The sequence below is a fragment of the Caballeronia sp. dw_19 genome, from assembly GCF_018449515.1.
GTDB lineage: Bacteria > Pseudomonadota > Gammaproteobacteria > Burkholderiales > Burkholderiaceae > Caballeronia.
The window spans coordinates 15,620-39,250 of the sequence record NZ_JAAVUQ010000042.1; the positions used below are offsets into that span (position 1 = coordinate 15,620).

General features: G+C 60.6%; 20 protein-coding genes. 11 read left to right on the top strand and 9 right to left on the bottom strand.

Going from position 1 to position 23,631, the window contains the following annotated elements; translation table 11 throughout:
- Positions 1-81 precede the first annotated feature (81 nt).
- From HB376_RS34330 to HB376_RS34350, 5 genes are all read right to left on the bottom strand, one after another.
- Positions 82-501, bottom strand: a complete 420-nt coding sequence (locus HB376_RS34330; RefSeq protein ID WP_213768127.1) for an organic hydroperoxide resistance protein — start codon at positions 499-501, stop codon at positions 82-84.
- A 159-nt stretch (positions 502-660) separates the two neighbouring features.
- Positions 661-1,113: a MarR family transcriptional regulator gene (locus HB376_RS34335; protein WP_213768128.1), complete on the bottom strand. Its 453-nt coding sequence runs from the start codon at positions 1,111-1,113 to the stop codon at positions 661-663.
- Between the two features lie 160 nt (positions 1,114-1,273).
- The gene (locus tag HB376_RS34340) at positions 1,274-2,092 is read right to left on the bottom strand and encodes a BPSS1780 family membrane protein (RefSeq protein ID WP_213768129.1); all 819 of its coding nucleotides are present in this window, start codon (positions 2,090-2,092) and stop codon (positions 1,274-1,276) included.
- A 3-nt stretch (positions 2,093-2,095) separates the two neighbouring features.
- Positions 2,096-3,073 carry a homoserine kinase gene (locus tag HB376_RS34345; protein WP_213768130.1) on the bottom strand — a complete coding sequence of 326 codons (978 nt, stop codon included), beginning with the start codon at positions 3,071-3,073 and terminating at the stop codon, positions 2,096-2,098.
- Positions 3,074-3,251: 178 nt separating this feature from the next.
- Positions 3,252-3,650 (bottom strand): hypothetical protein, encoded by a 399-nt coding sequence (locus HB376_RS34350; protein ID WP_213768131.1) that lies wholly within the window; start codon positions 3,648-3,650, stop codon positions 3,252-3,254.
- A gap of 222 nt (positions 3,651-3,872) precedes the next feature.
- On the opposite strand from HB376_RS34350, the gene HB376_RS34355 reads away from it, so the two are divergent.
- Complete coding sequence (locus HB376_RS34355) at positions 3,873-5,405, top strand: AMP nucleosidase (protein ID WP_213768132.1); 1,533 nt, start codon at positions 3,873-3,875, stop codon at positions 5,403-5,405.
- Between the two features lie 81 nt (positions 5,406-5,486).
- On the opposite strand, the gene HB376_RS34360 is transcribed toward HB376_RS34355, so the two are convergent.
- On the bottom strand, positions 5,487-6,236 hold the full coding sequence (locus HB376_RS34360) for a TIGR00730 family Rossman fold protein (RefSeq protein WP_089160369.1): 750 nt from the start codon (positions 6,234-6,236) through the stop codon (positions 5,487-5,489).
- Between the two features lies 1 nt (position 6,237).
- Between HB376_RS34360 and polA the strand changes: the two genes are divergently transcribed.
- The 3 genes from polA to HB376_RS34375 all read left to right on the top strand — a co-directional run bounded on the left by polA (position 6,238) and on the right by HB376_RS34375 (position 11,456).
- On the top strand, positions 6,238-8,976 hold the full coding sequence (polA, locus tag HB376_RS34365; protein ID WP_213768133.1) for a DNA polymerase I: 2,739 nt from the start codon (positions 6,238-6,240) through the stop codon (positions 8,974-8,976).
- Positions 8,977-9,030: 54 nt separating this feature from the next.
- Positions 9,031-10,389 (top strand): NAD(P)/FAD-dependent oxidoreductase, encoded by a 1,359-nt coding sequence (locus HB376_RS34370; protein WP_213768134.1) that lies wholly within the window; start codon positions 9,031-9,033, stop codon positions 10,387-10,389.
- 191 nt (positions 10,390-10,580) lie between these two features.
- On the top strand, positions 10,581-11,456 hold the full coding sequence (locus tag HB376_RS34375) for a dienelactone hydrolase family protein (RefSeq protein WP_213768135.1): 876 nt from the start codon (positions 10,581-10,583) through the stop codon (positions 11,454-11,456).
- A gap of 248 nt (positions 11,457-11,704) precedes the next feature.
- On the opposite strand, the gene HB376_RS34380 is transcribed toward HB376_RS34375, so the two are convergent.
- The gene (locus HB376_RS34380; protein WP_213768136.1) at positions 11,705-12,574 is read right to left on the bottom strand and encodes a sulfurtransferase; all 870 of its coding nucleotides are present in this window, start codon (positions 12,572-12,574) and stop codon (positions 11,705-11,707) included.
- A 124-nt stretch (positions 12,575-12,698) separates the two neighbouring features.
- Positions 12,699-13,805, bottom strand: coding sequence for an aromatic ring-hydroxylating dioxygenase subunit alpha (locus tag HB376_RS34385; RefSeq protein ID WP_213768138.1), 1,107 nt, complete (start codon positions 13,803-13,805; stop codon positions 12,699-12,701).
- Between the two features lie 297 nt (positions 13,806-14,102).
- On the opposite strand from HB376_RS34385, the gene HB376_RS34390 reads away from it, so the two are divergent.
- The 4 genes from HB376_RS34390 (at position 14,103) to folE2 (ending at position 18,285) form a co-directional block, all read left to right on the top strand.
- A complete protein-coding gene (locus HB376_RS34390; protein WP_158935703.1) occupies positions 14,103-14,414 on the top strand; it encodes an exodeoxyribonuclease VII small subunit in 312 nt (103 codons plus the stop codon).
- Positions 14,411-15,295 carry a polyprenyl synthetase family protein gene (locus HB376_RS34395; RefSeq protein WP_213768140.1) on the top strand — a complete coding sequence of 295 codons (885 nt, stop codon included), beginning with the start codon at positions 14,411-14,413 and terminating at the stop codon, positions 15,293-15,295. The genes HB376_RS34390 and HB376_RS34395 overlap by 4 nt, the downstream gene beginning before the upstream one ends.
- 127 nt (positions 15,296-15,422) lie before the next feature.
- Positions 15,423-17,357 carry a 1-deoxy-D-xylulose-5-phosphate synthase gene (gene dxs / locus HB376_RS34400; protein ID WP_213768142.1) on the top strand — a complete coding sequence of 645 codons (1,935 nt, stop codon included), beginning with the start codon at positions 15,423-15,425 and terminating at the stop codon, positions 17,355-17,357.
- Positions 17,358-17,466: 109 nt separating this feature from the next.
- Complete coding sequence (gene folE2, locus HB376_RS34405; RefSeq protein WP_213768143.1) at positions 17,467-18,285, top strand: GTP cyclohydrolase FolE2; 819 nt, start codon at positions 17,467-17,469, stop codon at positions 18,283-18,285.
- Positions 18,286-18,333: 48 nt separating this feature from the next.
- Here folE2 and tsaD read toward each other — a convergent pair whose 3' ends face one another.
- Positions 18,334-19,362, bottom strand: coding sequence for a tRNA (adenosine(37)-N6)-threonylcarbamoyltransferase complex transferase subunit TsaD (gene tsaD / locus HB376_RS34410; RefSeq protein WP_213768144.1), 1,029 nt, complete (start codon positions 19,360-19,362; stop codon positions 18,334-18,336).
- Between the two features lie 203 nt (positions 19,363-19,565).
- On the opposite strand from tsaD, the gene HB376_RS34415 reads away from it, so the two are divergent.
- The 3 genes from HB376_RS34415 to dnaG all read left to right on the top strand — a co-directional run bounded on the left by HB376_RS34415 (position 19,566) and on the right by dnaG (position 23,577).
- The gene (locus tag HB376_RS34415; protein ID WP_213768145.1) at positions 19,566-20,777 is read left to right on the top strand and encodes an NAD(P)/FAD-dependent oxidoreductase; all 1,212 of its coding nucleotides are present in this window, start codon (positions 19,566-19,568) and stop codon (positions 20,775-20,777) included.
- 379 nt (positions 20,778-21,156) lie between these two features.
- Positions 21,157-21,603, top strand: a complete 447-nt coding sequence (locus tag HB376_RS34420; RefSeq protein ID WP_213768146.1) for a GatB/YqeY domain-containing protein — start codon at positions 21,157-21,159, stop codon at positions 21,601-21,603.
- Positions 21,604-21,687: 84 nt separating this feature from the next.
- Positions 21,688-23,577, top strand: a complete 1,890-nt coding sequence (dnaG, locus tag HB376_RS34425) for a DNA primase (protein WP_213768148.1) — start codon at positions 21,688-21,690, stop codon at positions 23,575-23,577.
- Positions 23,578-23,631 lie beyond the last annotated feature (54 nt).

Consider the following 23,631-nt stretch of genomic DNA (forward strand, 5'->3'; position numbering starts at 1 on the left):
GTAGAAGGACAAGCAGGATGGTGATTGCTGGAGCGACAGGCGCGGACTTTCTATCGCTTAAGTCTCGCCGCGCCTTCGAGCTCAGACCAGCTTGACGCGTACGTCGACGTTATTGCGCGTCGCGTTCGAGTACGGGCACACTTGGTGAGCCGTCTCTACCAGCTTTTGCGCTTCAGCCGCGTCCAGTCCCGGCAGTGAAACCCGCAATTCAACGTCCAGTGCAAAGCCACCCTTGTCGTTCGGGCCCACGCCTACGTCGGCGGTAACCGTCGTGTCGGCGGGAACGGTCTTCTTTTGCTGACCGGCGACAAACTTCATCGCGCTCAGGAAACAGGCCGAATAGCCAGCGGCAAATAGCTGTTCCGGGTTCGTGCCGGCTGCGCCCGAGCCGCCCAATTCCTTCGGCGCGCTCAATTTCACATCCAGGTTTTCATCCGACGATACTGCCCGGCCGTCGCGGCCACCCGTGCTCGTTGCGGTTGCTGTGTAAAGGATGCTCATGATGTTCTCCTGTTCAATGGTTGCCGCTCGGCGGCAGAAAGAGGGTACTGCAGGTCTGAATCCGGTAACGCGGTGTCAACGGGACTAAATATATCGCGATAATTATTTGTGTGCAAACTAAATTGGCGAATGAGCGATTGGTTGTGACTATCGGAGTTTTTAGGCTTCGTTGTGTTCCATCAGCGACGCGCGTAATCGCATCAGATCGTCGCGCAGCTTGATGAGCCGGTCGGCGTCCGATCCGGCGGCGCAATAGATTTCGCCCGGGATATCGCGGATAGCCTTCTTCAGTTCACGACCGGCGTCGGAAAGATGGACATGCACCTGCCGTTCGTCTTCAATACCCCGCACGCGCTTGACGTACCCCTGCGCTTCAAGACGCTTGAGCAGAGGCGTCATGGTCGCCGAATCGAGGCTTAGCCGTTCGGCCAGCTGCTTGACGGTCAGATTGTCGCTTTGCCACAGGACCAACATGGTCAGGTACTGCGGATAGGTCAGTCCGACCTTGTCCAGCAGCGGTTTGTACGTCTTGGTCATCGCGAGCGAGGTCGAGTACAGCGCGAAGCAAAGCTGGGCGTCGAGTTCGAGCGGGATTTGCGGGGAAGAGGTCATGGCAGTCGCGCCTGAGTACGCTAAAACGGATATGACGCTAGTGTACGCAAATATTTAGCGCACTAAGCAAGCCGCGTGTTCTCGCTTCACGGCACGCCACAAAACAAAACAAAACGTCGATGACTGGACAGTCACCGACTGTTCGTTCATCCGGGAAGGTTCACACCGACGGTTCGGAGGGATCCGGAATATCCGGTGAATCTTCCGATTGCACACCGAAACAGCCGCGATACGTGGCGTAAAACGAGCAATACAACGCGGTCGTGACGAGGATGGACGCCGGCATCAATACCGCGAGCGCCATTTCCTGCGCGGCGCCGAGCACTTGCATCAACGCGCTGAGTCCGAAGGACACGGCGAGCGCAATTCCAATCCACAACACGCCGTAGATGACAAACGCACCGCGATTACGCCAGCAACTGACGAAGCTGAAAAACAGCGCTTTCACCGGCGGCACGTCGTGCCACGCGACCAGAATAGGCGCGAACCAGAACAGCATGGCGACCGGCAGGTAACAGACCATGGCCACCAGCACCGCGAGCGGGTTGAAGCTTGCTGCCACGGTTTCCGGATCGCCGGCCGGGCCGTTGCCGAGCATCATGTTGAGCAGCAGGCCGTCATCGACCAGCGCGGACGCGGCGAAGATCAGACCCATGGCTGCCACATAAATCACGCCGAGCACAAGCAGGCGGCGTGCGACGATTTGCCCATAGGCACGAAAGCCGTCGACGAGCACCGTAGGCCAGACCGGTTTCTTCGCGATGGTATTGCGGCAAGCCGCCATGAACCCCACGGCCACGCCTGGAATCAGCAGCAGCGGCAGCACGGGACCGATCAGCGGTAGCCGCGAGATTAGCGTCATGGCAAACAGATAGGCGAAGAACACCGTGAGAAACGCGAGCGGATTCCGGCGAAACAGCCAGATACCCTGTCGGAACCACACATAACCGGTTTTGGCGGGGACTTCGATCAATTGCATTGATTAATTACCGTGAACGGAAGGAGGCGCAACGTTGATGCGCTCGCGCAAAATGCGTTCGAAATGGCCGGGATCGTGAGGTTTTAGCATCTCGGCTTCGCGTGGCCGGTAAAAATCATAAAGACGCGACACCCAGAAGCGCAACGCGCCCGCCCGCAGCATGTCGTTCCAGTGATGCGCTTCGGCCGGCGTGAACGGCCGCACCGTCTGATACGCGCGCAGCAACGCATCGACCCGCGCGATATCCAGCGCGCCGCTTGGCCAGTCAATGCACCAGTCGTTCACGCACACGGCGACATCGAAGAGCCATTTGTCGTTGCCGGCGAAATAGAAGTCGAAAAACCCGCCGAGCCGCGTTTCATTCGCCGTCGGATGCGCGAACAGCACGTTGTCGCGGAACAGGTCGCAGTGGCATGGGCCTTCGGGCAGCGACCGATACGCGTCCGATGCAAAAAACGCCGCCTGATAGGCGAGCTCGCTCGCGATCAGCGTGCGCTGTGCGTCGCTCAAATGCGATAACACGGCGGGCACGTTCTCCTGCCACCACGCGAGACTTCGCAAGTTCGGCTGATGCGTGGGGAAATCCCGGCCGGCCAAATGAAGCCGCGCCAGCATCTGGCCCACTTCGATGCAATGCAAGGGGCCCGGCGCCAGTTCCGGCGCGCCTTCCAGTTTCGTCACGATCGCCGCCGGCTTGCCGTTCAGCGTGCCGAAAAGCGTCCCGTCTCGACGCGGCATGGGGTCCGGTACCGGCACGGCGTGCGACGCCAGATGACGCATCAAATCGAGATAAAACGGCAATTGCGTGGCCGTGAGGTTCTCGAAGATCGTCAGCACATACGCGCCGCGCGTGGTCGTCAGGAAGAAGTTGCTGTTCTCGATACCGGATGCAATGCCACGGAAATCGACGGCTTCGCCGAGTTCGTACTGTTGCAGCCAGTCGGTGAGCTGGGAATCGGTGACAGCGGTGAATACGGCCATGCGGGAGAGCGTCGGTGAGGTTGAACAAGCAGGATGACCGACAAGGCGCGTCAGTCAGGCGTTGCGTGGCCGGGAAGCGGCGGCGCGGCGCAGGGCTCAGCGGATGAAACGGGCAGCGGTCGCGGGTTGTCGAGCACTCAAGCACTCGTTAAGCGCTCGACAACCCTTCACTAAGCGCTCAGTACGTCAGGTTCCACGAAGGCAGGCGCGTGCTGGGCTTGCCATTATCGCGTACGGTCGGCGACGTATCGGCGGGCGCGCTCATCTGATAACGCGTGCCGAAGTTCGAGCGCACGTCGATTTCAACCGGTTTGCCTTTGTCGCGATACTCGGTGATTTCAGTGCCGTTCGTGCTTTCTTCGTGGTAGCTCGGCAGGCGCGGCGGCGAAATTTCGACCTTCGAGGTGACTTGTGCGGCGGGCCGGTTGATGGCCTTCAGGTCCGGCAGTCCGGCATTCTCTTCAGGCGACATGACATGCGCCGGAGGAGCATCCGTCGCGACGGCCGATTGCGCGTAGGCGCCCATGCTGGCTGCGGCGAGAATGGCCGCGATGGCGACAGATTGAAGCGGCTTCATGATGTTTCTCCAGATGAGTGCCCGGATTTTAGCAAAACGCACTCGCTAAAGGGACACTAAAGGGACGTTAAGCCCCTCGCAAAAGTCTTATTTTGCGCTGGTTTCATTGAAAGCGTGTTGGCGCGGCGGAACATGTTGAAGAAACGCGTCGCCGGGAGGGGTGTTCATGGGCATGTGGTTCTTCCGTGTTAATGTCGATTCATCACAAGAGCGCAGAAGATCATGACAAACGACCGGACTCAAGCAAGCCATTCCACGCCTGCCAACAACTTCCCCACGGAGTCTTTCGACGACCCCGTGGCCGCGGTCGCGCGGGTATCGGCAATCTACGAAGCCAACACCTCTTTCCTGCGCGACGCGTTCGCGCGCTATAGAAAGCATGAACCTTTTTCACATCGCGTGCGGGCGTGTTATCCGTTCGTGCGCGTGCGTACCGAGTTGAATACGCAAATCGATTCACGCCGTTCATATGGCTTTGTCGCGGGGCCGGGCATATTCGAAACCACGCTGACGCGGCCGGATTTATTCGGCCATTATTATCGCGAGCAATTGCGGTTGCTGACCAAGAATCATCACGTTGGCATTGAGGTGGGTGTGTCGGCGCAACCCGTGCCCATTCACTTCGCGTTTGCGGAAGGCATTCACCTGGAAGGCGACCTGGATCGTGACCGGCTACTCGCCATGCGCAATATCTTCGATATGCCCGATCTCGCATTGCTCGACGATCGCATTGTGAACGGCACGTATGAACCGGCTCCGGGCGAACCGCATCCGCTCGCCTTGTTCACGGCGGCGCGGGTGGATTTCTCTTTGCATCGGCTGAAGCATTACACCGCGACTTCGCCTACGCATTTCCAGAACTATGTGCTTTATACGAACTACCAGTTTTATATCGATGAATTCGTGAAGCTCGGGCGCAAGATCATGTCCCGCGCGGATGATGAAGAAACACGCGCGTATAGAAGCGAATATACGTCGTTCGTGGAACCCGGCGACGTGATCACGGGCAATGAGAACCTTGGTGATTCGCAAGAGGAGCAGCAGGGCGTCGCCCCTCCTCGCTTGCCGCAAATGCCCGCCTATCATCTGAAACGTGCCGATGGCAGCGGCATCACCATGGTCAATATTGGCGTGGGGCCGTCGAATGCGAAGACGATCACGGACCATATCGCGGTACTTCGGCCGCATGCGTGGATCATGCTTGGGCATTGCGCAGGATTAAGGAATACGCAACGTCTGGGCGACTATGTATTGGCGCATGGTTATGTGCGCGAGGACCATGTGCTCGACGCAGACTTGCCGCTCTGGATTCCGATTCCCGCATTGGCTGAAGTTCAGGTCGCGCTGGAGAAAGCGGTCGCGCAAGTGACGAAACTCGAAGGCGTGGATCTGAAGCACGTCATGCGCACGGGAACCGTGGCGAGCGTGGATAACCGTAATTGGGAGTTACGCGATCACCGTGAGCCGGTACAGCGTTTGTCGCAAAGCCGCGCCATTGCGCTCGATATGGAAAGCGCAACCATTGCCGCCAATGGATTCCGTTTTCGCGTGCCTTACGGAACCTTGCTTTGCGTCTCCGATAAACCTTTGCACGGCGAATTGAAATTGCCAGGCATGGCGGACCAGTTTTATCGCGCGCAAGTGGATCAGCATTTGCAGATCGGCGTCAAGGCGATGGAGTTGCTGCGAATGAACGGGCTATCGAAACTACACAGCCGGAAGTTGCGAGGGTTTGCGGAAGTTGCATTCCAATAACGCATTCCAAGAACGCAAAAAAGCGGCTCCGAAAGGAGCCGCTGATTGAGCGCTTACGTTATCGAATCCGCGATCAAACCATCAAAGATAGAACATCCGGTCTTCGTCCGACTTGCCTTCGGCCGGCTGTTCTTCCGCGGTCTCGCGGTCTTCGTAGAACTGGAGCACCGCTTCCAGCACCTGATCCGGATCGTCGATCACCTGCATCAGGTCGAGATCCTTCGCGCTGATCACCCCGGTCGGGATCAGCGTGTTGCGGAACCACGAGAGCAAGCCTTCCCAGAACTCGGCGCCGACCAGCACAATGGGGACATGCCGCGACTTCTTGGTCTGGATCAGCGTCAGCACTTCGGCCATTTCATCAAGCGTACCAAAGCCGCCCGGCATGACCACCACCGCGTCCGAGTTCTTCACGAACGTGACCTTGCGCGTGAAGAAATGCCGGAAGCGCAGCGAGATATCCTGCCACTGGTTGCCCGACTGCTCGTGCGGCAACTCTATGTTCAGCCCCACGGACGGCGACTTTCCCGCATGGGCGCCCTTGTTGGCCGCCTCCATGATGCCGGGGCCGCCGCCGGAGATGACGGCGAAGCCGGCGTCAGAGAATTTCTGCGCGATTTCCATGGTGAGCTTGTAATACGGCGACTCCGGTTTCAGGCGCGCCGAACCATAGATGCTGATGGCAGGGCGAATCTCCGACAGGTACTCGGTCGCCTCGATAAACTCTGCCATAATCGTAAACATCTGCCACGATGCGCGGGCCTTCTTGGCCGTCGCGCGCTCTTGATCTGCGAGCGATCGCAGACTCGGAATCACTTTTCTTTTGTTCATAATGCCTGAAGAACTTAATCTTGAAGGTAAGACCCTGCTATTGGTCGACGGATCCAGCTATCTCTATCGGGCCTACCACGCCATGCCGGATTTACGCGGCCCTGACGGCGGTCCAACCGGCGCGTTGTATGGAATGATCAACATGCTGCGGCGGTTGCGAAAAGACATCAACGCAGAGTATAGCGCGTGCGTATTCGACGCCAAAGGCAAGACATTTCGTGACGACTGGTATCCAGATTACAAGGCAAACCGGGCGTCCATGCCCGAGGACCTCTCGAAACAGATAGAGCCCATCCACGTGATCGTGCGAGCGCTCGGCTGGCCGCTGGTGATGATCGAAGGCGTGGAGGCCGACGACGTCATTGGCACGCTTGCGGTTGCCGCCGAAAAGCGCGGCATGAACGTGGTCGTGTCGACCGGGGACAAGGATCTGGCGCAGCTTGTGACGGATCATGTCACCCTCATCAATACGATGTCCAACGAGACGCTCGATCGCGCCGGGGTGCTGAATAAGTTCGGCGTGCCGCCGGAGCGGATCGTCGACTATCTCTCGCTCATCGGCGATACGGTCGATAACGTACCGGGTGTCGAAAAATGCGGGCCGAAGACGGCGTTAAAGTGGCTTGCACAATACGAAACCCTTGATGGCATCGTGGCACACGCGGACGAGATAAAAGGTGCGGTGGGAGACAATCTGCGCAAGGCTTTGCCGTTCCTCCCCATGGCGAAAAAGCTCGTTACCGTACAGACGGAATGCAACCTGACGGAGCAGATCGTGTCGATCGGGGAAACGCTTCCGGCGCGGCCCGAGGCCCGCGACGAATTGCGCGACCTGTTCACGCGCCACGGTTTCAAGACCTGGCTGCGGGAAGTGGAGATTGCGGACGCGGTGGAAGGTCCGGTCGACACGCCACCCGCGCCGGCCACGGAAATGGAGCGGCATTACGACACCGTGCAGACGTGGGAACAATTCGATGAATGGCTCGCGCGCATCAACGCCGCCGAGCTGACTTCCTTCGATACCGAAACGACCGCGCTCGACCCCATGCTCGCGCAACTCGTTGGGCTTTCTGTGTCGGTCGAGCCGGGGCATGCGGCGTATATTCCGGTCGCGCATCGCGGACCGGACGCGCCCCTGCAGTTGCCGCGCGACGAAGTCCTGCAAAAGCTTAAATCGTGGCTTGAGGATCCGTCGAAGAAGAAGGTCGGCCAGCATATGAAATACGACGAGCAGGTGCTGGCGAACTACGGTATTGAATTGAACGGCGTCGAGCACGACACGCTGTTGCAGTCGTATGTGCTGGAGTCGCATCGGCCGCACGACATGGACAATCTCGCGCTGCGGCATCTGGGCGCGAAGACCATCAAGTACGAAGAGGTGGCGGGCAAGGGCGCATCGCAGATCGGCTTCGACGAAGTGGCGCTGGAGCAGGCCGCGCCCTATGCAGCGGAAGACGCGGACATCACGTTGCGGCTGCATCAGGCGCTTTATCCGCAGCTCGCCGATGAAGCGCAATTGCTCTACGTGTATCGCGATATTGAAATGCCGACGTCGCGCGTGCTGCGCAAGATGGAGCGCAATGGCGTGCTGATCGACGGCGAATTGCTGCGTGTGCAAAGCGGCCAGATCGCCACGCGTTTGATCCAGCTCGAAGCCGAGGCATACATGCTCGCGGGCGGCGAATTCAATCTTGGTTCGCCGAAACAGATCGGCCAGATATTCTTCGAGAAACTGCAATTGCCGGTGGTCAAGAAGACCCCGAGCGGTGCGCCTTCCACCGACGAGGAAGTGCTGCAGAAGCTTGCCGAAGATTATCCGCTGCCGAAGATCTTGTTGGAACATCGCGGCTTGTCGAAGCTGAAGTCCACTTACACCGACAAACTGCCGCGCATGGTCAACGCCAAGACCGGCCGCGTGCATACCAACTATGCGCAGGCCGTGGCGGTGACGGGGCGGTTGTCATCGAATGAGCCGAACTTGCAGAACATCCCTGTGCGGACCGCTGAAGGCCGGCGGATTCGCGAGGCGTTCATTGCGCCGCCGGGAGCCAAGATAGTTTCGGCGGATTACTCGCAGATCGAGTTGCGGATCATGGCGCATATCTCCGGCGATCCGTCGCTCATGCGCTCGTTTGCCGAAGGCGAAGACGTGCATCGGGCGACTGCCTCGGAGATTTTCGGCGTCACGCCTATCGAGGTGTCGAGCGATCAGCGGCGCATCGCGAAGGTCATCAACTTTGGCTTGATCTATGGCATGAGCGCGTTTGGATTGGCGTCGAATATCGGTATTTCGCGCGATGCGGCGAAGCTTTATATCGACCGGTATTTTCAGCGCTATCCGGGTGTCGCCAACTACATGGAAGAAACGCGCACGAAGGCGAAGCGCGATGGTTTTGTGGAGACCGTGTTCGGGCGGCGCTTGTGGTTGCCCGAGATCAACGGCGGCAGCGGACCGCGCCGGCAAGGCGCCGAGCGTGCCGCTATCAATGCGCCCATGCAAGGCACCGCTGCCGACCTCATCAAGCTCTCCATGATCGCGGTGCAGGACTGGCTGGAAGCATCGAAGATTGAAAGCAAGATGATCATGCAGGTCCACGATGAACTCGTGCTCGAAGTGCCCGAAGGCGAATTGGCGGAAGTCCGCAAGCGCCTGCCGGAGTTGATGTGCGGCGTTGCCAAACTGAAGGTGCCGCTGGTGGCCGAAGTTGGCGTGGGCAATAACTGGGAAGAGGCGCACTGAGTGTGTCGGTCGGCCTACCCAGCTAGTTTTGATTGATGTCATAGGGGAGTTTGAATGCACCGTTTCATCATCGTCGGCGGCGGAGCGGGCGGGCTTGAACTGGCCACGCGTCTTGGCGACAAGTTCGGCAGCGCCGACGGCAAACGCGAGCCGCGTGCGCAAGTCACGCTGATCGACCGCAATTCCACGCACATCTGGAAGCCCTTGCTGCACGAGGTCGCTGCCGGCAGCATGGACCCGTTTTCGCAGGAATTGCCGTATGCCGCGCAGGCGCGCTGGCATGGTTTCGAATTCCAGCAGGGCGATCTGCTCGGCATCGACCGGACGGCCAAACGCGTCACGCTCGGCCCCCTTCTCGACGATGAAGCCGGCGAGTTGATGCCGCAGCGCGATCTCGAATACGACACGTTGATTGTGGCGATCGGCAGCACGACGGCTTTTTTCGGCGTTCAGGGCGCGCAAGAAAATTCGCTCGCCCTCGATACCGTCGATCAGGCCGAGTTATTCCGCAAACGGCTGATCGCGGCGTGTATTCGCGCGGAGTATCGGACGCCGGAGCCGGACGCGACCGGCGCTTCCAATGCCGGGCCAAGGCAGCCGCGGATCCAGGTGGCGATTGTCGGCGGCGGGGCGACGGGCGTGGAGTTATCGGCGGAATTGCGCAACACGGCGCAAGTGCTGCACGCTTACGGGCTGCACAAGCTCGATCCGAAACACGATATCGGCATTGTGCTGATTGAAGCCGGGCCGCGCATTCTCCCCGCGCTGCCCGAGCGCGTGTCCACCGCAACCGCCGACTTGCTGGACAAGCTTGGCGTCGCGCTGATGACCAGCGAGACGGTGGCCGAAGTGTCGCGCGGGTTCATCCGCACGGCGAGCGGCAAGACTATCGCTGCCGATCTGACCGTGTGGGCGGCCGGTATTCGCGCGCCGGGCGTGCTCGCGAAACTCGACGGCTTGGCCACCAACCGGATCGGGCAGTTGATCGTGCGCCGCACGCTGCAAACCGAAACCGATGACAACATTTTCGCTCTCGGCGATTGCGCCGCGTGTCCGTGGCCCGGCGGCGAGAAGGAAGGACGTAACGTGCCGCCGCGTGCGCAGGCCGCGCATCAGCAGGCAAGTTTCCTGCTGAAATCGCTGGAGCGCCGGCTTGAAGACAAGCCCTTGCCCGACTACACGTATCGGGACTTTGGATCGCTGGTGTCGCTCGGGCATTTCAGCGCGGTCGGGAGTCTGATGGGCGGGTTGATCGGCGGCAACATGCTGATTGAAGGGCTGTTCGCGCGTTTCATGTATCAGTCGCTGTACCGCATGCATATTGCGGCGCTGCATGGCTGGGCGCGCATGGCGCTTGATACCGTCGCGCACTGGCTGCGGCGCTCCACCGCGCCGCGCGTCAAGCTGCATTGAGGCTGTTTAGAATGGGCAGCCGGCCTTGAAGCGCAGTGCGCGCTTCAAGGCCGGCTGCCGTGTAGTGATCGCGTAGTCGTTGCCGTGCTTTCGGCTTGGCGGCCGGTAGCGCGGCGTTCCCGTACCGGACGTCTGGTTCGCTAGCATCGTGTGCCAGTGGTCCTTCGCGGCCCATGCCGCTGGAGCTTTGCATGCTTACGCCTGAAATCGACAGCCTCGTTCCGCATGTCCCGTTCAACCGGCGCACGTTTATCAAGGCCGCGGTCGGCAGCGGTTTTGCCGCCTGCGTGATGCCGGTGTCCGCGCAAACCATCATTACCGATAGCAACGGTCTGGAAGCCGGTCCGGTCGGCTTCAAGGCCGCCGACGGTACGCTCGTGCCCGCGTACCGGGCGCAGCCGAAAGGCAAGACGCACTTGCCGGTGATCATCGTGATTCACGAGATTTTCGGCGTGCACGAGCATATTGCCGATGTCTGCCGGCGCTTCGCCAAACTCGGTTATCTGGCCGTCGCGCCTGATCTTTATGTGCGCGAAGGCGATGCGTCGAAATTCACGTCGATGCAGCAGTTGAACGATCAACTCGTCTCCAAAGTACCGGATGACCAGGTGCTCTCCGATATCGACTCGACCGTCGCCTGGGCGGGCGAACATGGCGGCGATTTGAATCGGCTGGGGATCACCGGTTTTTGCTGGGGCGGCCGGATCACGTGGCTTTATACCGAGCGCAATCCCCGCCTCAAAGCGGCGGTGGTCTGGTACGGGCGCGTGGTGGGGCCCAAGACGCCGAACAATCCGGCGAATCCGCTCGACCTCGCGTCAAACTTGAAAGCGCCGGTGCTTGGTCTGTTCGGCAAGCTCGATCCAAGCATTCCACAGGACTCGCTTGAGCAGATGAAGCAGGCAATAGCCACGGGGCCGGCGGTCGCGCGCGGCTCGCAAATTGTGGTCTATGACGACGCGCCGCATGCGTTTTTCGCGGATTATCGGCCGAGTTACCGGAAAGCCGATGCGGAAGATGGCTGGAAGCGCACGCTGGCGTGGTTCAGGGAGCACGGGGTGAAATGAGCGGGAAGGAGGACGTTGCCGCCGCAATCCTGTCTGTTTCAAACACCGCATGTGAAGTTGGCCGCGCCGCCGTTTTGTCCAGCGCGGCGCGTGATTCCTGCAATGGGCGGTGAGGGGCCGCCCATTTATGCCGTTGCGCCTTCCTCCGCTCCTGGTAGAGCAACCGTCCCAAGTTCTTGCGATGAGCGAAGAGCGAGTCTCTCACTCATACCGCTGCGCGTTCTTTCACTCCCGGCAGAGCTAAGATCTCACGCAGCCGCGCCGGCAGCCACCGGTCGCGATGCATCCGCACACCATTCGCTCCACGATCCCCCGTAAAGCGCCGCGCCATGCAGGCCGGCGATTTCCATGGCCAGTGCGTTGTGGCAGGCCGTCACGCCCGAGCCGCATTGCAGCACCACCCGATCCGGCGACGTCGCCCCGAGCAGCCCGCTAAATGCCTCGCGCAATTCGTGCGCGGTCTTGAAGCGGCCATCGGCGTTCAGGTTGTCCTTGAAAAAGCGATTCAGCGCGCCCGGAATATGGCCGCCGACCGGATCGAGCGTCTCATTCTCTCCGCGATACCGGTCCGCCGAGCGGGCATCGATCAGCACACGCTCGTGCGTGGTCAGGTTGCGCACGACGGCGTCGACATCGAACGTGACGGCCAGCGGCGCGCCGGCCTTGAACGTGCCTTCGGACTCGGGTGGGGTGGCTGTATCGAGGGGCTGGCCGGCCGCTTGCCATGCGTTGAGGCCGCCGTCGAGCAGCGCGACGGAATCGTGGCCGAGCCAGCGCAACAGCCACCACAGACGTGCCGCGTACATCCCGCCCTGGGCGTCGTAGGTCACGACTTGCTGGCCTTCTTTCAGGCCCAGGCGCTTGAGCGTGGCGACCAGCGCCGCGCGTTCCGGCAACGGGTGGCGGCCGTTCTTGCCGGTCTTTGCACCCGACAAATCGCGATCGAGATGCAGATAATGCGCGCCCGGAATATGTCCCGCTGCGTAAGCGGCTTGCCCGGCTTCGGGCGCTGCGAGGTCGAAGCGGCAATCGACGAGCAGCACGTTGCCGGGCGCGGCGGCGAGGCGTTCGACGAGATTGGTCGCGGAGATAAGCGTGGTGTGGTGCGTGTGCGGCATGACAGCTCCCGGAGCGAACGCGCGGCTTGGTGGGCCGAGGGACGGCGCGTTGCGGTAGTTAAGTTTCAAGTCTAAACAAAAAAGACGGACCTAAGCCCGTCTTTCTTATTCAAACCGCATCCCCTCAAATCTCGCCCAACTGCCGTCGCAAGAACTCATGGAAGTGCTGCATCCCTGACTCCATCGGGCTCTGATACGGCCCGACTTGCGACTCGCCGCGATTCATCAGCGCGCGCCTTCCGGCGTCCATGCGCTCGGCGATCTCATCGTCCTCACGCGCCGTTTCCATATACGCCGCCCGTTCCGCCTCGATGAAGTCACGCTCGAACAGCGCGATTTCCTCCGGGTAATAGAACTCGACGATATTCGTGGTCTTCTGCGGACCCTGCGGAATCAGCCACGACACCACGAGCACATGCGGATACCACTCGATCATGATGCCCGGGTAATACACCATCCAGATCGCGCCGAATTCGGGCGGTTTGCCGTCGCGAAAACGGAGCACTTCGTCGTGCCACTTGCGGTACGTCGGGCTACCGGGTTTTTCCAGGTTCTTGTGCACGCCAACCGTCTGAACGCTATACCAGTCGCCGAATTCCCACGTCAGGTCATCGCAGGAAACAAAGCTCCCCAGGCCCGGATGGAACGGCGCGACGTGATAATCCTCGAGGTATACCTCGATAAAGCTCTTCCAGTTGTAGTTGCATTCGTGCACTTCGACGTGATCGAACATGAAGCCCGAAAAGTCGAAATGTTTCGCCGGGCCGAGCTTGGCCAGATCGGCGGCAACGTCGCGTCCGCTGGACTCGAACAACAGCCCCTGCCAGTTCTGCAAGGGCGATTTGCCGAGGTTGAGGCACGGGTTGTCGGCGAAATGCGGCGCGCCCAGCAACTGGCCGTCGAGGTCGTAGGTCCAGCGGTGCAGCGGACACACGATGTTTTCCGCCGTGCCGCGTCCGTTGAGCATGATGGCCTGGCGGTGGCGGCACACGTTCGAGAGCAACTCGATTTCGTCTTGTTTATTACGGACGAGCAGACGCCCTTCGCCTTCGCCGGGCAAAGCAAAATAACTTCCCGCCTCGGGCACCATGAGTTCATGCCCGATATAGCGAGGACCGCGTTTGAACAGCGTGTCGATTTCGCGCTTGAGAAGCGCTTCGTCAAAGTAAGCCGTGACTGGCAACTGACTGTGAATGGCGTTCAGTTGCAATGCATTGCTCAGATTGGACATTCCCACTCCCGTGAAGACGTGAAAGCAGTGAACAACCCAACCATCGAAAATTCGATTTAGGGAGCCCGCGATTATACCGAAAAGCCTCTCAATGGGGCGCTTAGGGCCTTGATTTGGGTCAATTCCCGCTGAGTAGTTCCGCACGGCGCTGCGTTTTTCACGGACTTTCGGAGATAGGCGCTGATAGCCTGAGACAGGCCACAGGCATGGGTAAGAGCACGCTGAAGGTCGGAAAAGCAGCTTTTGCCGTAGAATGTCCGACTTGTTTCCAAAAATCCGACACCACACTCACGATTCATGGCGAAGACCGCAACGCAGGAAGGCTCGGCAAGCGCGGACAACGCGCCGCTCCCGGAGAACTACGAAACGGCGCTGGCCGAACTGGAGGGGCTCGTGGCGCGCATGGAGGGCGGCGCGCTGAGCCTTGAAGAATCGCTGGCGGCTTACCGGCGCGGCGCCGCGCTCGTCGGCTTTTGCCAGCAACAACTAGAGAAGGTCGAGCAGCAAGTTCGCGTGCTCGACGGCGACACACTAAAACCGCTGCCCGCCGAGGTCCAGCGCGCCACTCAGGGCGCCGGCACAACGGCAGATAACGGGGACGACTTATGACTTTCGATCAATGGATGCGCGCGAGCCTTGACCGCGTGGAAACGGCGCTGGAGCATTACTTGCCGGGAACGGACATCGCGCCCGCCAAACTGCATGAAGCCATGCGCTACGCGGTGCTTGGCGGCGGCAAGCGGGTTCGCCCGCTGTTGTGCCACGCAGCCGGTGAGCTGACCGGCGCTGGTTCGCAGCAACTGGAAGCGGCGAGCGCGGCGCTCGAGATGATTCACGTGTATTCGCTGGTGCATGACGACATGCCGGCCATGGACGACGACGCTTTGCGTCGCGGAAAACCAACGGTACACGTGCAATATGACGAAGCGACGGCATTATTGGTCGGCGACGCCCTGCAGTCGCAAGCTTTCATTGCACTGACGGCGGACAACGGCCTGAGCGCGGCGCAGCAGGCGTCGCTGACGCGTGAACTGGCGCTGGCAAGCGGTTCGATCGGCATGGCGGGCGGCCAGGCAATCGATCTGGAAAGCGTGGGCCGCAAGCTGTCGCGCCCGGAACTTGAAACCATGCATCGCAAGAAAACCGGCGCGTTGCTGCGCGCGGCCGTGCGAATGGGTGCACTCTGTGGCGAAGCGCCGGATGCAGCCGCCATGAACGCACTGGACGCCTACGCGGCTGCGGTCGGACTCGCGTTTCAGGTGGTGGACGACATTCTCGACGTCACGGCCGACTCCGCCACGCTGGGCAAAACAGCGGGCAAGGACGCGAAGGATGACAAGCCGACCTACGTGTCGATCATCGGGCTCGATGCATCGCGCGAACTGGCGGCGCAACTGGGCCGCGATGCGCACGCCGCGCTCGCGCCCTTTGGCCCGCGTGCCGGTCGGCTCGGGGAATTGGCTGACCTGGTTGTGAACCGGGTGCACTGAAACATACGATAAAACGCGGGACCGGCGGGCGTGCCTGATGCAACTTGCGGCACCTTACGCATGCTGTCTTAAGCAGCGCCGGGTAACAACCGAACGGCTTCCGCCAGTTTTCCTAAATGGGACGACGATGTACGACTTGCTGAAAACCATCGACGATCCGGCCGCCTTGCGCGCCCTGGACCGCCACGAACTAAAACCGCTGGCCGAAGAACTGCGTGCCTACGTGCTCGACAGCGTGTCGCAGACGGGCGGGCATTTGTCGTCGAATCTCGGAACGGTCGAACTGACGATCGCGCTCCATTACGTCTTCGATACCCCGCACGATCGCATTGTCTGGGACGTGGGTCATCAGACTTATCCGCACAAGATCCTGACCGGCCGTCGCGATCAGATGAAGACGCTGCGCCAGGCCGGCGGCATTTCCGGCTTCCCGCGCCGTAGCGAATCGAAATACGACACCTTCGGCACCGCGCATTCCAGCACGTCGATTTCGGCGGCGCTCGGTATGGCAATCGCCAGCAAGCTGCAGGGCGACAACCGTTATTCGATCGCGGTGATCGGCGACGGTGCGATGACCGCCGGCATGGCGTTCGAGGCCATGAACAATGCCGGCGTGGCCGACGACGTGCCGCTGCTCGTGATCCTGAACGACAATGACATGTCGATCTCGCCGCCTGTGGGCGCGTTGAATCGCCATCTCGCGCGCTTGATGTCGGGGCGTTTCTACGCGGCGGCGCGTGCCGGCGTGGAACGCGTGCTGCGTGTCGCACCGCCCATGCTGGACCTCGCGCGCAAGCTCGAGGAACACGCGAAGGGCATGATCGTTCCGGCCACGTTGTTCGAGGAATTCGGCTTTAACTACATCGGTCCGATTGATGGCCATGATCTGGAATCGCTGATTCCTACGCTGCAAAACATCAAGGAATTGCGCGGCCCGCAGTTCCTGCACGTCGTGACGAAGAAGGGGCAGGGTTACAAGCTCGCCGAAGCCGATCCGGTCCTCTATCACGGTCCCGGCAAGTTCAATCCGGCGGAAGGCATCAAGCCGTCGACGGCGCCATCGAAGAAAACTTATACGCAGGTCTTCGGCGAATGGCTGTGCGACGCTGCCGAGCAGGATTCGCGGGTCGTCGGCATCACGCCGGCCATGCGCGAAGGCTCGGGCATGGTGGAATTCGAGAAGCGCTTCCCGGATCGTTATTTCGATGTGGGTATCGCGGAACAACACGCTGTGACGTTCGCGGGCGGTCTCGCCGCCGACGGCATGCGCCCGGTTGTCGCAATCTATTCCACGTTCTTGCAGCGTGCCTACGACCAGTTGATCCATGACGTCGCGCTGCAGAACCTGCCGGTGGTATTCGCTATCGATCGGGCCGGTCTGGTGGGCGCGGACGGCGCGACGCACGCGGGTAATTACGACCTCGCGTTCCTGCGCTGCATCCCGAACATGACGGTGATGGCGGCTTCAGACGAAAACGAATGCCGTCAAATGCTGTACACCGCTTTGCAGCAGCCCAATCCGTCCGCTGTGCGTTATCCGCGCGGCGCCGGTACGGGCGTGAAGATCGTCAAGAAGATGACCGCGATTCCGCTCGGCAAGGGCGAAATCCGCCGTGAGTCCACGCAGAAAGTGGGTTCCGGCAAGCGCATCGCGATCCTTGCGTTCGGGACCATGGTCGCCCCCGCGCTGGCGGCGGCCGAGGAACTGGACGCTACGGTTGCGAACATGCGCTTCGTGAAGCCGATCGACGCCGAATTGCTGCGTGAACTCGCCGCCACCCACGACGCGCTCGTGACCGTGGAAGAAGGCGCGATCATGGGCGGCGCGGGTTCGGCATGCGTGGAAAGCCTGTTGGCGAGCGCGGTCATCAAGCCCGTGCTGCAACTGGGCTTGCCCGATGTATTTATCGATCACGGCGATCCGGTCAAGCTGCTTGTTTCGTGCGGACTGGATGGTGCTGGCATTGCCAAGTCGATTCGCGAGCGCTTTCTCGATAACATCACTAGCGCCACTAGTGCCGTCGAAACCGATGCGGGCAAGTTGACGAAACGCGTCGCCTGACGCGAAGAACGTGTGGTGAAGACGGGCGTCGGGGACGCCTGTCTGGTGGTTTCATCCGTGCGCGTCAAGGTTCGCGCGACGAGATTCACGCCACGGACAAGGAAAAAGAATGAATCAGATGAATCCCGCCTTTGCGATGCCCGATGTCCAGAGTTCGCTCGACGTCCGGCAGATTCCAATCCAGCGTGTGGGCGTAAAAGCGGTTCGATATCCGCTGACCATCCGGACGTCCAGCGGCGAATTGCAGCCGGGCGTTGGCGTGTGGAATCTCGACGTTCATCTTCCCGCCGATCAAAAAGGCACGCACATGTCGCGCTTCGTCGCTTTACTCGACGAACACCGCGCGCCGCTCGACCAGGCTGCATTCCGCACCATGCTCGCGTCGATGCTGGCGAAGCTCGAGGCGCATTCGGGGCGTATCGAGGTGTCGTTTCCGTACTTCGTCATGAAGACCGCGCCGGTGTCCGGCGTGCAAAGCCTGATGGATTACGAGGTTACGTTGACCGGTGAGGTGCGTGACGGCGAGACGCGGATATCGTTGAAAGTGCTCGTACCGGTTACTAGCCTGTGCCCGTGCTCGAAGCAGATTTCGCAGTACGGCGCGCATAACCAGCGCTCGCATGTGACTATCGCGGCGGAGCTGAAGGGCGATGTCGCGATCGAGGACTTGATCCGGATCGCGGAAGAAGAAGCCTCGTGCGAGTTGTGGGGTTTGCTGAAGCGGCCCGACGAGAAGTTTGTGACCGAGCGTGCTTACGAGAACCCTAAATTCGTTGAAGACCTGGTTCGCGATGTCGCCACGCGGCTGAATGCGGACGAACGAATTGTGGCGTATGTGCTGGAAGCCGAGAACTTCGAGTCGATCCACAATCACAGCGCCTACGCCGTGATCGAGCATGACAAGCGGGTTTCAGGCGCGGCTGTTTGAACGAGTTGGGTAGTTTTTTAGCGCTTGCGGCTACTTAAGACTTAAGCCTTAAGCCGCCGCCAGCGATGTCAAATCCCAACGCGGCTTCACCGTGAACGCGTAATCGCGCACGGCCTGATCGGGCCAACGCGCGAGACGCAAGGCGCCCGCGAGGGCAATCATGGCGCCGTTATCGGTACATAGCGACAAATCCGGGTAATGCACCTCGAAGCGACGCTTTTTAGCGGCCGCGGACAGTGCCTCGCGCAATTGCCGGTTCGCGCCCACTCCGCCCGCCACGACCAGCCGGCTCAGGCCCGTCTGCTTTAACGCAGCGATCGACTTTGTGGTCAGCACATCGACGGCGGCATCGACAAAACCCCGCGCCAGATCCGCTTTCGATTGCTCGCAGATGTTCGCGCCAAGCTTGCGGCTGTGAGTCAGTACCGCGGTTTTTAACCCGCTGAAGCTGAAATCCAGATCGCCGGAATGCAGCATCGGGCGCGGCAGTTTAACTGCGCCGGATGTACCGAATTCGGCGAGCCGCGAGACTTCCGGGCCGCCCGGATAACCCAGGCCCAGTAATTTCGCGGTTTTGTCGAAGGCTTCGCCGGCGGCGTCATCCAGCGTCTCGCCGAGCGTTTCATATTCGCCTACGTCGGTCACGCGCATCAATTGCGTATGGCCGCCCGACACCAATAGCGCGACGAACGGAAACGGCGGCGGCTCGCTCACCAGCAGCGGCGACAGCAGATGCCCTTCCAGATGATGAATCCCGACGGTCGGCAGGTCCCATGCCATAGCAAGCGCATTGGCGATGCTCGCGCCCACCAGCAGCGCCCCGGCGAGGCCGGGGCCTTGCGTAAATGCAATAGCGTCGATATCCGTTGGCACCGTGCCGGCTTCCGCCATGACTTGTTCGAGAAGAGGCAATGCCCGGCGGATGTGGTCGCGAGAGGCCAGTTCCGGCACGACACCGCCGTATTCCCTGTGCATGGCGATTTGCGAATGCAGCGCGTGCGAAAGCAGGCCGCGCTCGGTGTCGTAGAGCGCAAGGCCGGTTTCGTCGCAGGAACTTTCGATGCCTAGAACAAGCATGGGGCAGAGGTGTTTGGATTAACGGACAAGTATAGCAGTGGGCGGGTTTGGCTTCGTTTCACCTAATGGCGTTGCTTTTGGACGGTAGTCGGGGTGGACGCCTTGGTCCACGCACCGCGACCCGCGCACCGCGGCAAACCATGAACCACGGCCCGCGCTTCACCCGTTAGAACCCAAACACACCAACCGTTACAATGCGCGCCATGGAAACCTACGATATCGCAGTCATCGGCGCGGGCGCGGCGGGCATGATGTGCGCCGCGGTAGCCGCGCAAAACGGCCGCCGGGTGGTCCTGATCGACCATGCCGAACGGCTCGCGGAAAAAATCCGCATCTCGGGCGGCGGCCGCTGCAATTTCACGAATATCAATGCCGGACCGGCCAACTTCCTGTCGGCAAATCCGCATTTTTGCCGCTCTGCGCTTGCTCGCTACACACCGCAGGATTTTCTCGCGCTGCTCAAGCGTCATCGCGTGGATTGGCATGAGAAACATAAAGGCCAGCTTTTCTGCGATGACTCCAGCGAATCGATCATCCAGCTCCTGAAAACCGAATGCGACGCGGGCGGCGTGACCTGGCGCCGGCCTGTCACCGTCGAGTCGATCCGCCACGACGGCGCCCGGTTTTTCCTCGACAGCAGCGCCGGCACGATCTCAAGCGCAGCACTCGTCGTAGCAACCGGCGGCCTGTCGATCCCGAAGATCGGCGCGACGGATTTCGCGTATCGGCTGGCGAAGCAATTCGGTCACAAGCTGATTGATACCCGTCCCGCCCTGGTGCCGCTGACCTTCGCGCCTGCCGACTGGGAGCCGTTTGCGGCGTTATCCGGATTGTCCGTGCCTGTGGAGCTCAGCGCAGGCGCTGGCCGCAGCCGTGGGGAATTCAGCGAGGACCTGCTGCTCACGCACCGCGGTTTATCGGGGCCGGGCGTGCTGCAGATTTCGAGTTACTGGAACCCGTCGGAGCCTATTTGCATCGATTTGTTGCCCGGCGTCGATGCCACCAGCGAACTGATCGCGGCCAAGCGGGAATCGCGCAAACAGGTCGGCACGTTTCTCGCCGAGCGCGTGCCGGCGAGGCTCGCGCAAACCTGGCTCGACGTGCAGCGCGTGCCCGCCGACGCCCGTCTCGCCGATCTCCCCGATAAAACGCTGCGTCAGATCGGCGAATCCCTGTCCCGCTGGACACTCACGCCGAACGGCACGGAAGGGTACCGGAAGGCTGAGGTCACGCGCGGCGGCGTGGACACCCGCGAGCTTTCATCGACGACCATGATGAGTTCGCGCGTCGCGGGTTTATATTTCATCGGCGAGGCGGTCGATGTCACTGGCTGGCTCGGCGGCTACAACTTCCAGTGGGCATGGGCTTCGGGCGTGGCGGCGGGCAAAGCGGCGGCCGAACTGGTTCGCATCTAGAACCGCAAAGGCACGACCAGTATGGCTTTCACCCGTAAGGGCGGGTATCCGTGCAAGGCCGTTTCCCCCGGGAAATCCTGATTTCGACCTGCTATACTGCTTCGTTCGTAGCGGCAATCGGCACCAAGCGGGCGCGAGCGCAAAATGAGTGAAAACCGGGCGGTGATCCATGAAGATAGAAGACGATCCCTGCCGCGAACGGCGACTCGACCTGTCTCGGGACCCTGCCTCGGCGTCATGCCGGCCGGCTTCAAAGGTACCCGAATCACCCCGTTCATGATCCCGCTTGAGGAAACGTCCCAAGCGGGTTTTTGCTTTAGCGCCATGAACGGCTGACGTCCGCATTCTCTCAACACAGCACCAGCAGAGTTCCCAAGCGATGAGCCTCAAAGACCAGATCACCGACGACATGAAAACCGCGATGCGCGCCCGCGAAACCGATCGCCTCGGCACCATCCGGCTGCTGCTCGCGGCAATCAAGCAGCGCGAAGTCGACGAGCGCGTGACGCTGGACGACGCAGCCATCACGGCGGTCATCGACAAAATGATCAAGCAGCGCAAGGACTCGATCAGCCAGTTCCAGACGGCCGGCCGCGACGACCTCGTGGCGAAGGAGCAAGCCGAGCTGGTCGTTCTGGCAGCCTACATGCCCGAGCAGATGTCCAATGAAGCCATCGACGCCGAGATTCAGGCGGCTGTGGCGGCAACCGGCGCTGCCGGACCACAGGACATGGGCAAGGTGATGGGCGTGCTGAAACCGAAGCTGGCGGGCCGTGCAGATATGACCGCGGTGTCTGGGCTGGTCAAAGCGGCGCTTGCCAAATAAGCTTGCGAAATAAACCTGCAAGATGAGTTTGCCAAATAAGCCTGCTTAAGTACTTAAGAAAGTCTGATCCAGAAAACTCACTAAGTGATTCCGCATTCGTTTCTTCAGGACTTGCTGAACCGCGTCGATATCGTCGACGTGGTGGGCAAGTTCGTCCAATTGAAGAAGGGCGGCGCGAACTTCATGGGCCTGTGCCCGTTTCATAACGAGAAGAGCCCGTCGTTCACCGTCAGCCCGACAAAGCAGTTCTATCATTGCTTTGGCTGCGGCGCGCACGGCACGGCGATCAGCTTTCTCATGGAGCATACCGGGCTTACGTTCCCCGAAGCAGTCAAGGAACTCGCCCAGTCCTGCGGCCTGACCGTGCCGCAAGAACCGTCAATGCGCGGTGGAGTTGGCGGCGGGTCGGGCGGCGAAGGCTACGCTCCCGCGCCAAGCAAAGCCGTCAGCGTTGCGTTGACCGAAGTCATGCAGACCGCCTGCGAGTTCTATCGCAAGCAATTACGCGGCGCGCCCAACGCTATCGAATATTTGAAAAAGCGCGGCCTGACGGGCGAAATCGCGTTGCGCTTCGGGCTCGGCTACGCGCCGGACGGCTGGCAGAGCCTCGAAGCGGCATTCCCCGATTACAAGAACGACAACCTGGTGGAAGCGGGTCTGGTGATCGTCAGCGAGAAAAGCGACAACCAGGGCCAGTCTCGCCGATACGACCGCTTCCGCGAACGCGTCATGTTCCCTATCCGGAACGTGAAGGGCAATGTGATCGGCTTTGGCGGGCGCGTGCTCGACGGCGGCGAGCCGAAGTACCTGAATTCGCCCGAAACACCGCTGTTCAGCAAGGGCAGCGAGTTATACGGCCTTTTCGAAGCGCGGCTGGCCATTCGTGAACTCGGATACGCGCTGGTCGTCGAAGGGTATATGGACGTTGTTGCGCTGGCGCAATTGGGTTTTGCGAACGCGGTTGCTACGCTGGGTACGGCTTGCACGCCGGTTCACGTACAGAAGTTGTTTCGTCAGACAGATACCGTCGTGTTCAGTTTCGATGGTGACTCCGCCGGCCGCCGCGCCGCGCGCCGCGCACTGGACGCCTGCCTGCCGCATGCCGCCGACAACCGCACGATCCGCTTCCTGTTCCTGCCGAAGGAACATGACCCGGACAGTTACGTGCGTGAATTCGGCACTGACGGTTTCGGCGAGCAGGTTGACCGCGCGATGCCGCTGTCGCAATTCCTGTTGAACGAAGTCCTGAACGACAAGGAACTCGATCAGCCGGAAGGCCGCGCCAAGGCGCTTTTCGACGCCAAGCCGCTGCTTCAGGCGTTACCGGCGAACGCGTTGCGCGTGCAGATCCTGCACATGCTGGCCGATCGGCTGAATACACCGTTTGGTGAAATCGCGGCATTGTGTGACATCGACTCGCGAGCTGCCGCCGTTGCCCGCGCTGCGTTGCCGAAGAGCGAGCGTCGTCGCGTAAAGGGTCATGAGCAGCGTGCATTGCGTAATCTGGTGATGTACCCGGCCATTTACGCCACGCTCGATCACGAAAGCGAGCAGACGCTGATCACCATGACCGAGCACGGCGAGTTGTTCAGCGAGGTGATCGGGCATGCGCGGGAACTGGGAGAAACGGCGGAATTCCAGATGCTGTCGGATCTGTTGCGCAACGCCGCAAATGCCCCGACTTACGAGGATATCTTCCAGGAAATTCTCGCCTATGATGAAAATGTACGGGATCTGTTGATGCGCGATCCGGCCGACGAAGGCGCCAATGAACGCGTACAGGAGCAGAAAAAGCTGCTCGCGGAAGAGTTGCATGCAACGGTTGTCAAGCTGCGTCACGACAGCTATAGGAACCGGCTGGATCAACTGGCGCAGCAATCGAGCTTGACTGCGGAAGAAATTGCCGAATTTTCGGATTTATCGGCTAAAGCTGCTCAAATTAAGGCCTTGCGCGGGGTGAGTCGGGACATTTAAGACCTACATGCTACAATTAAAGATTTTCAGCAAGTTGTTTTTTGACTTTTTGTG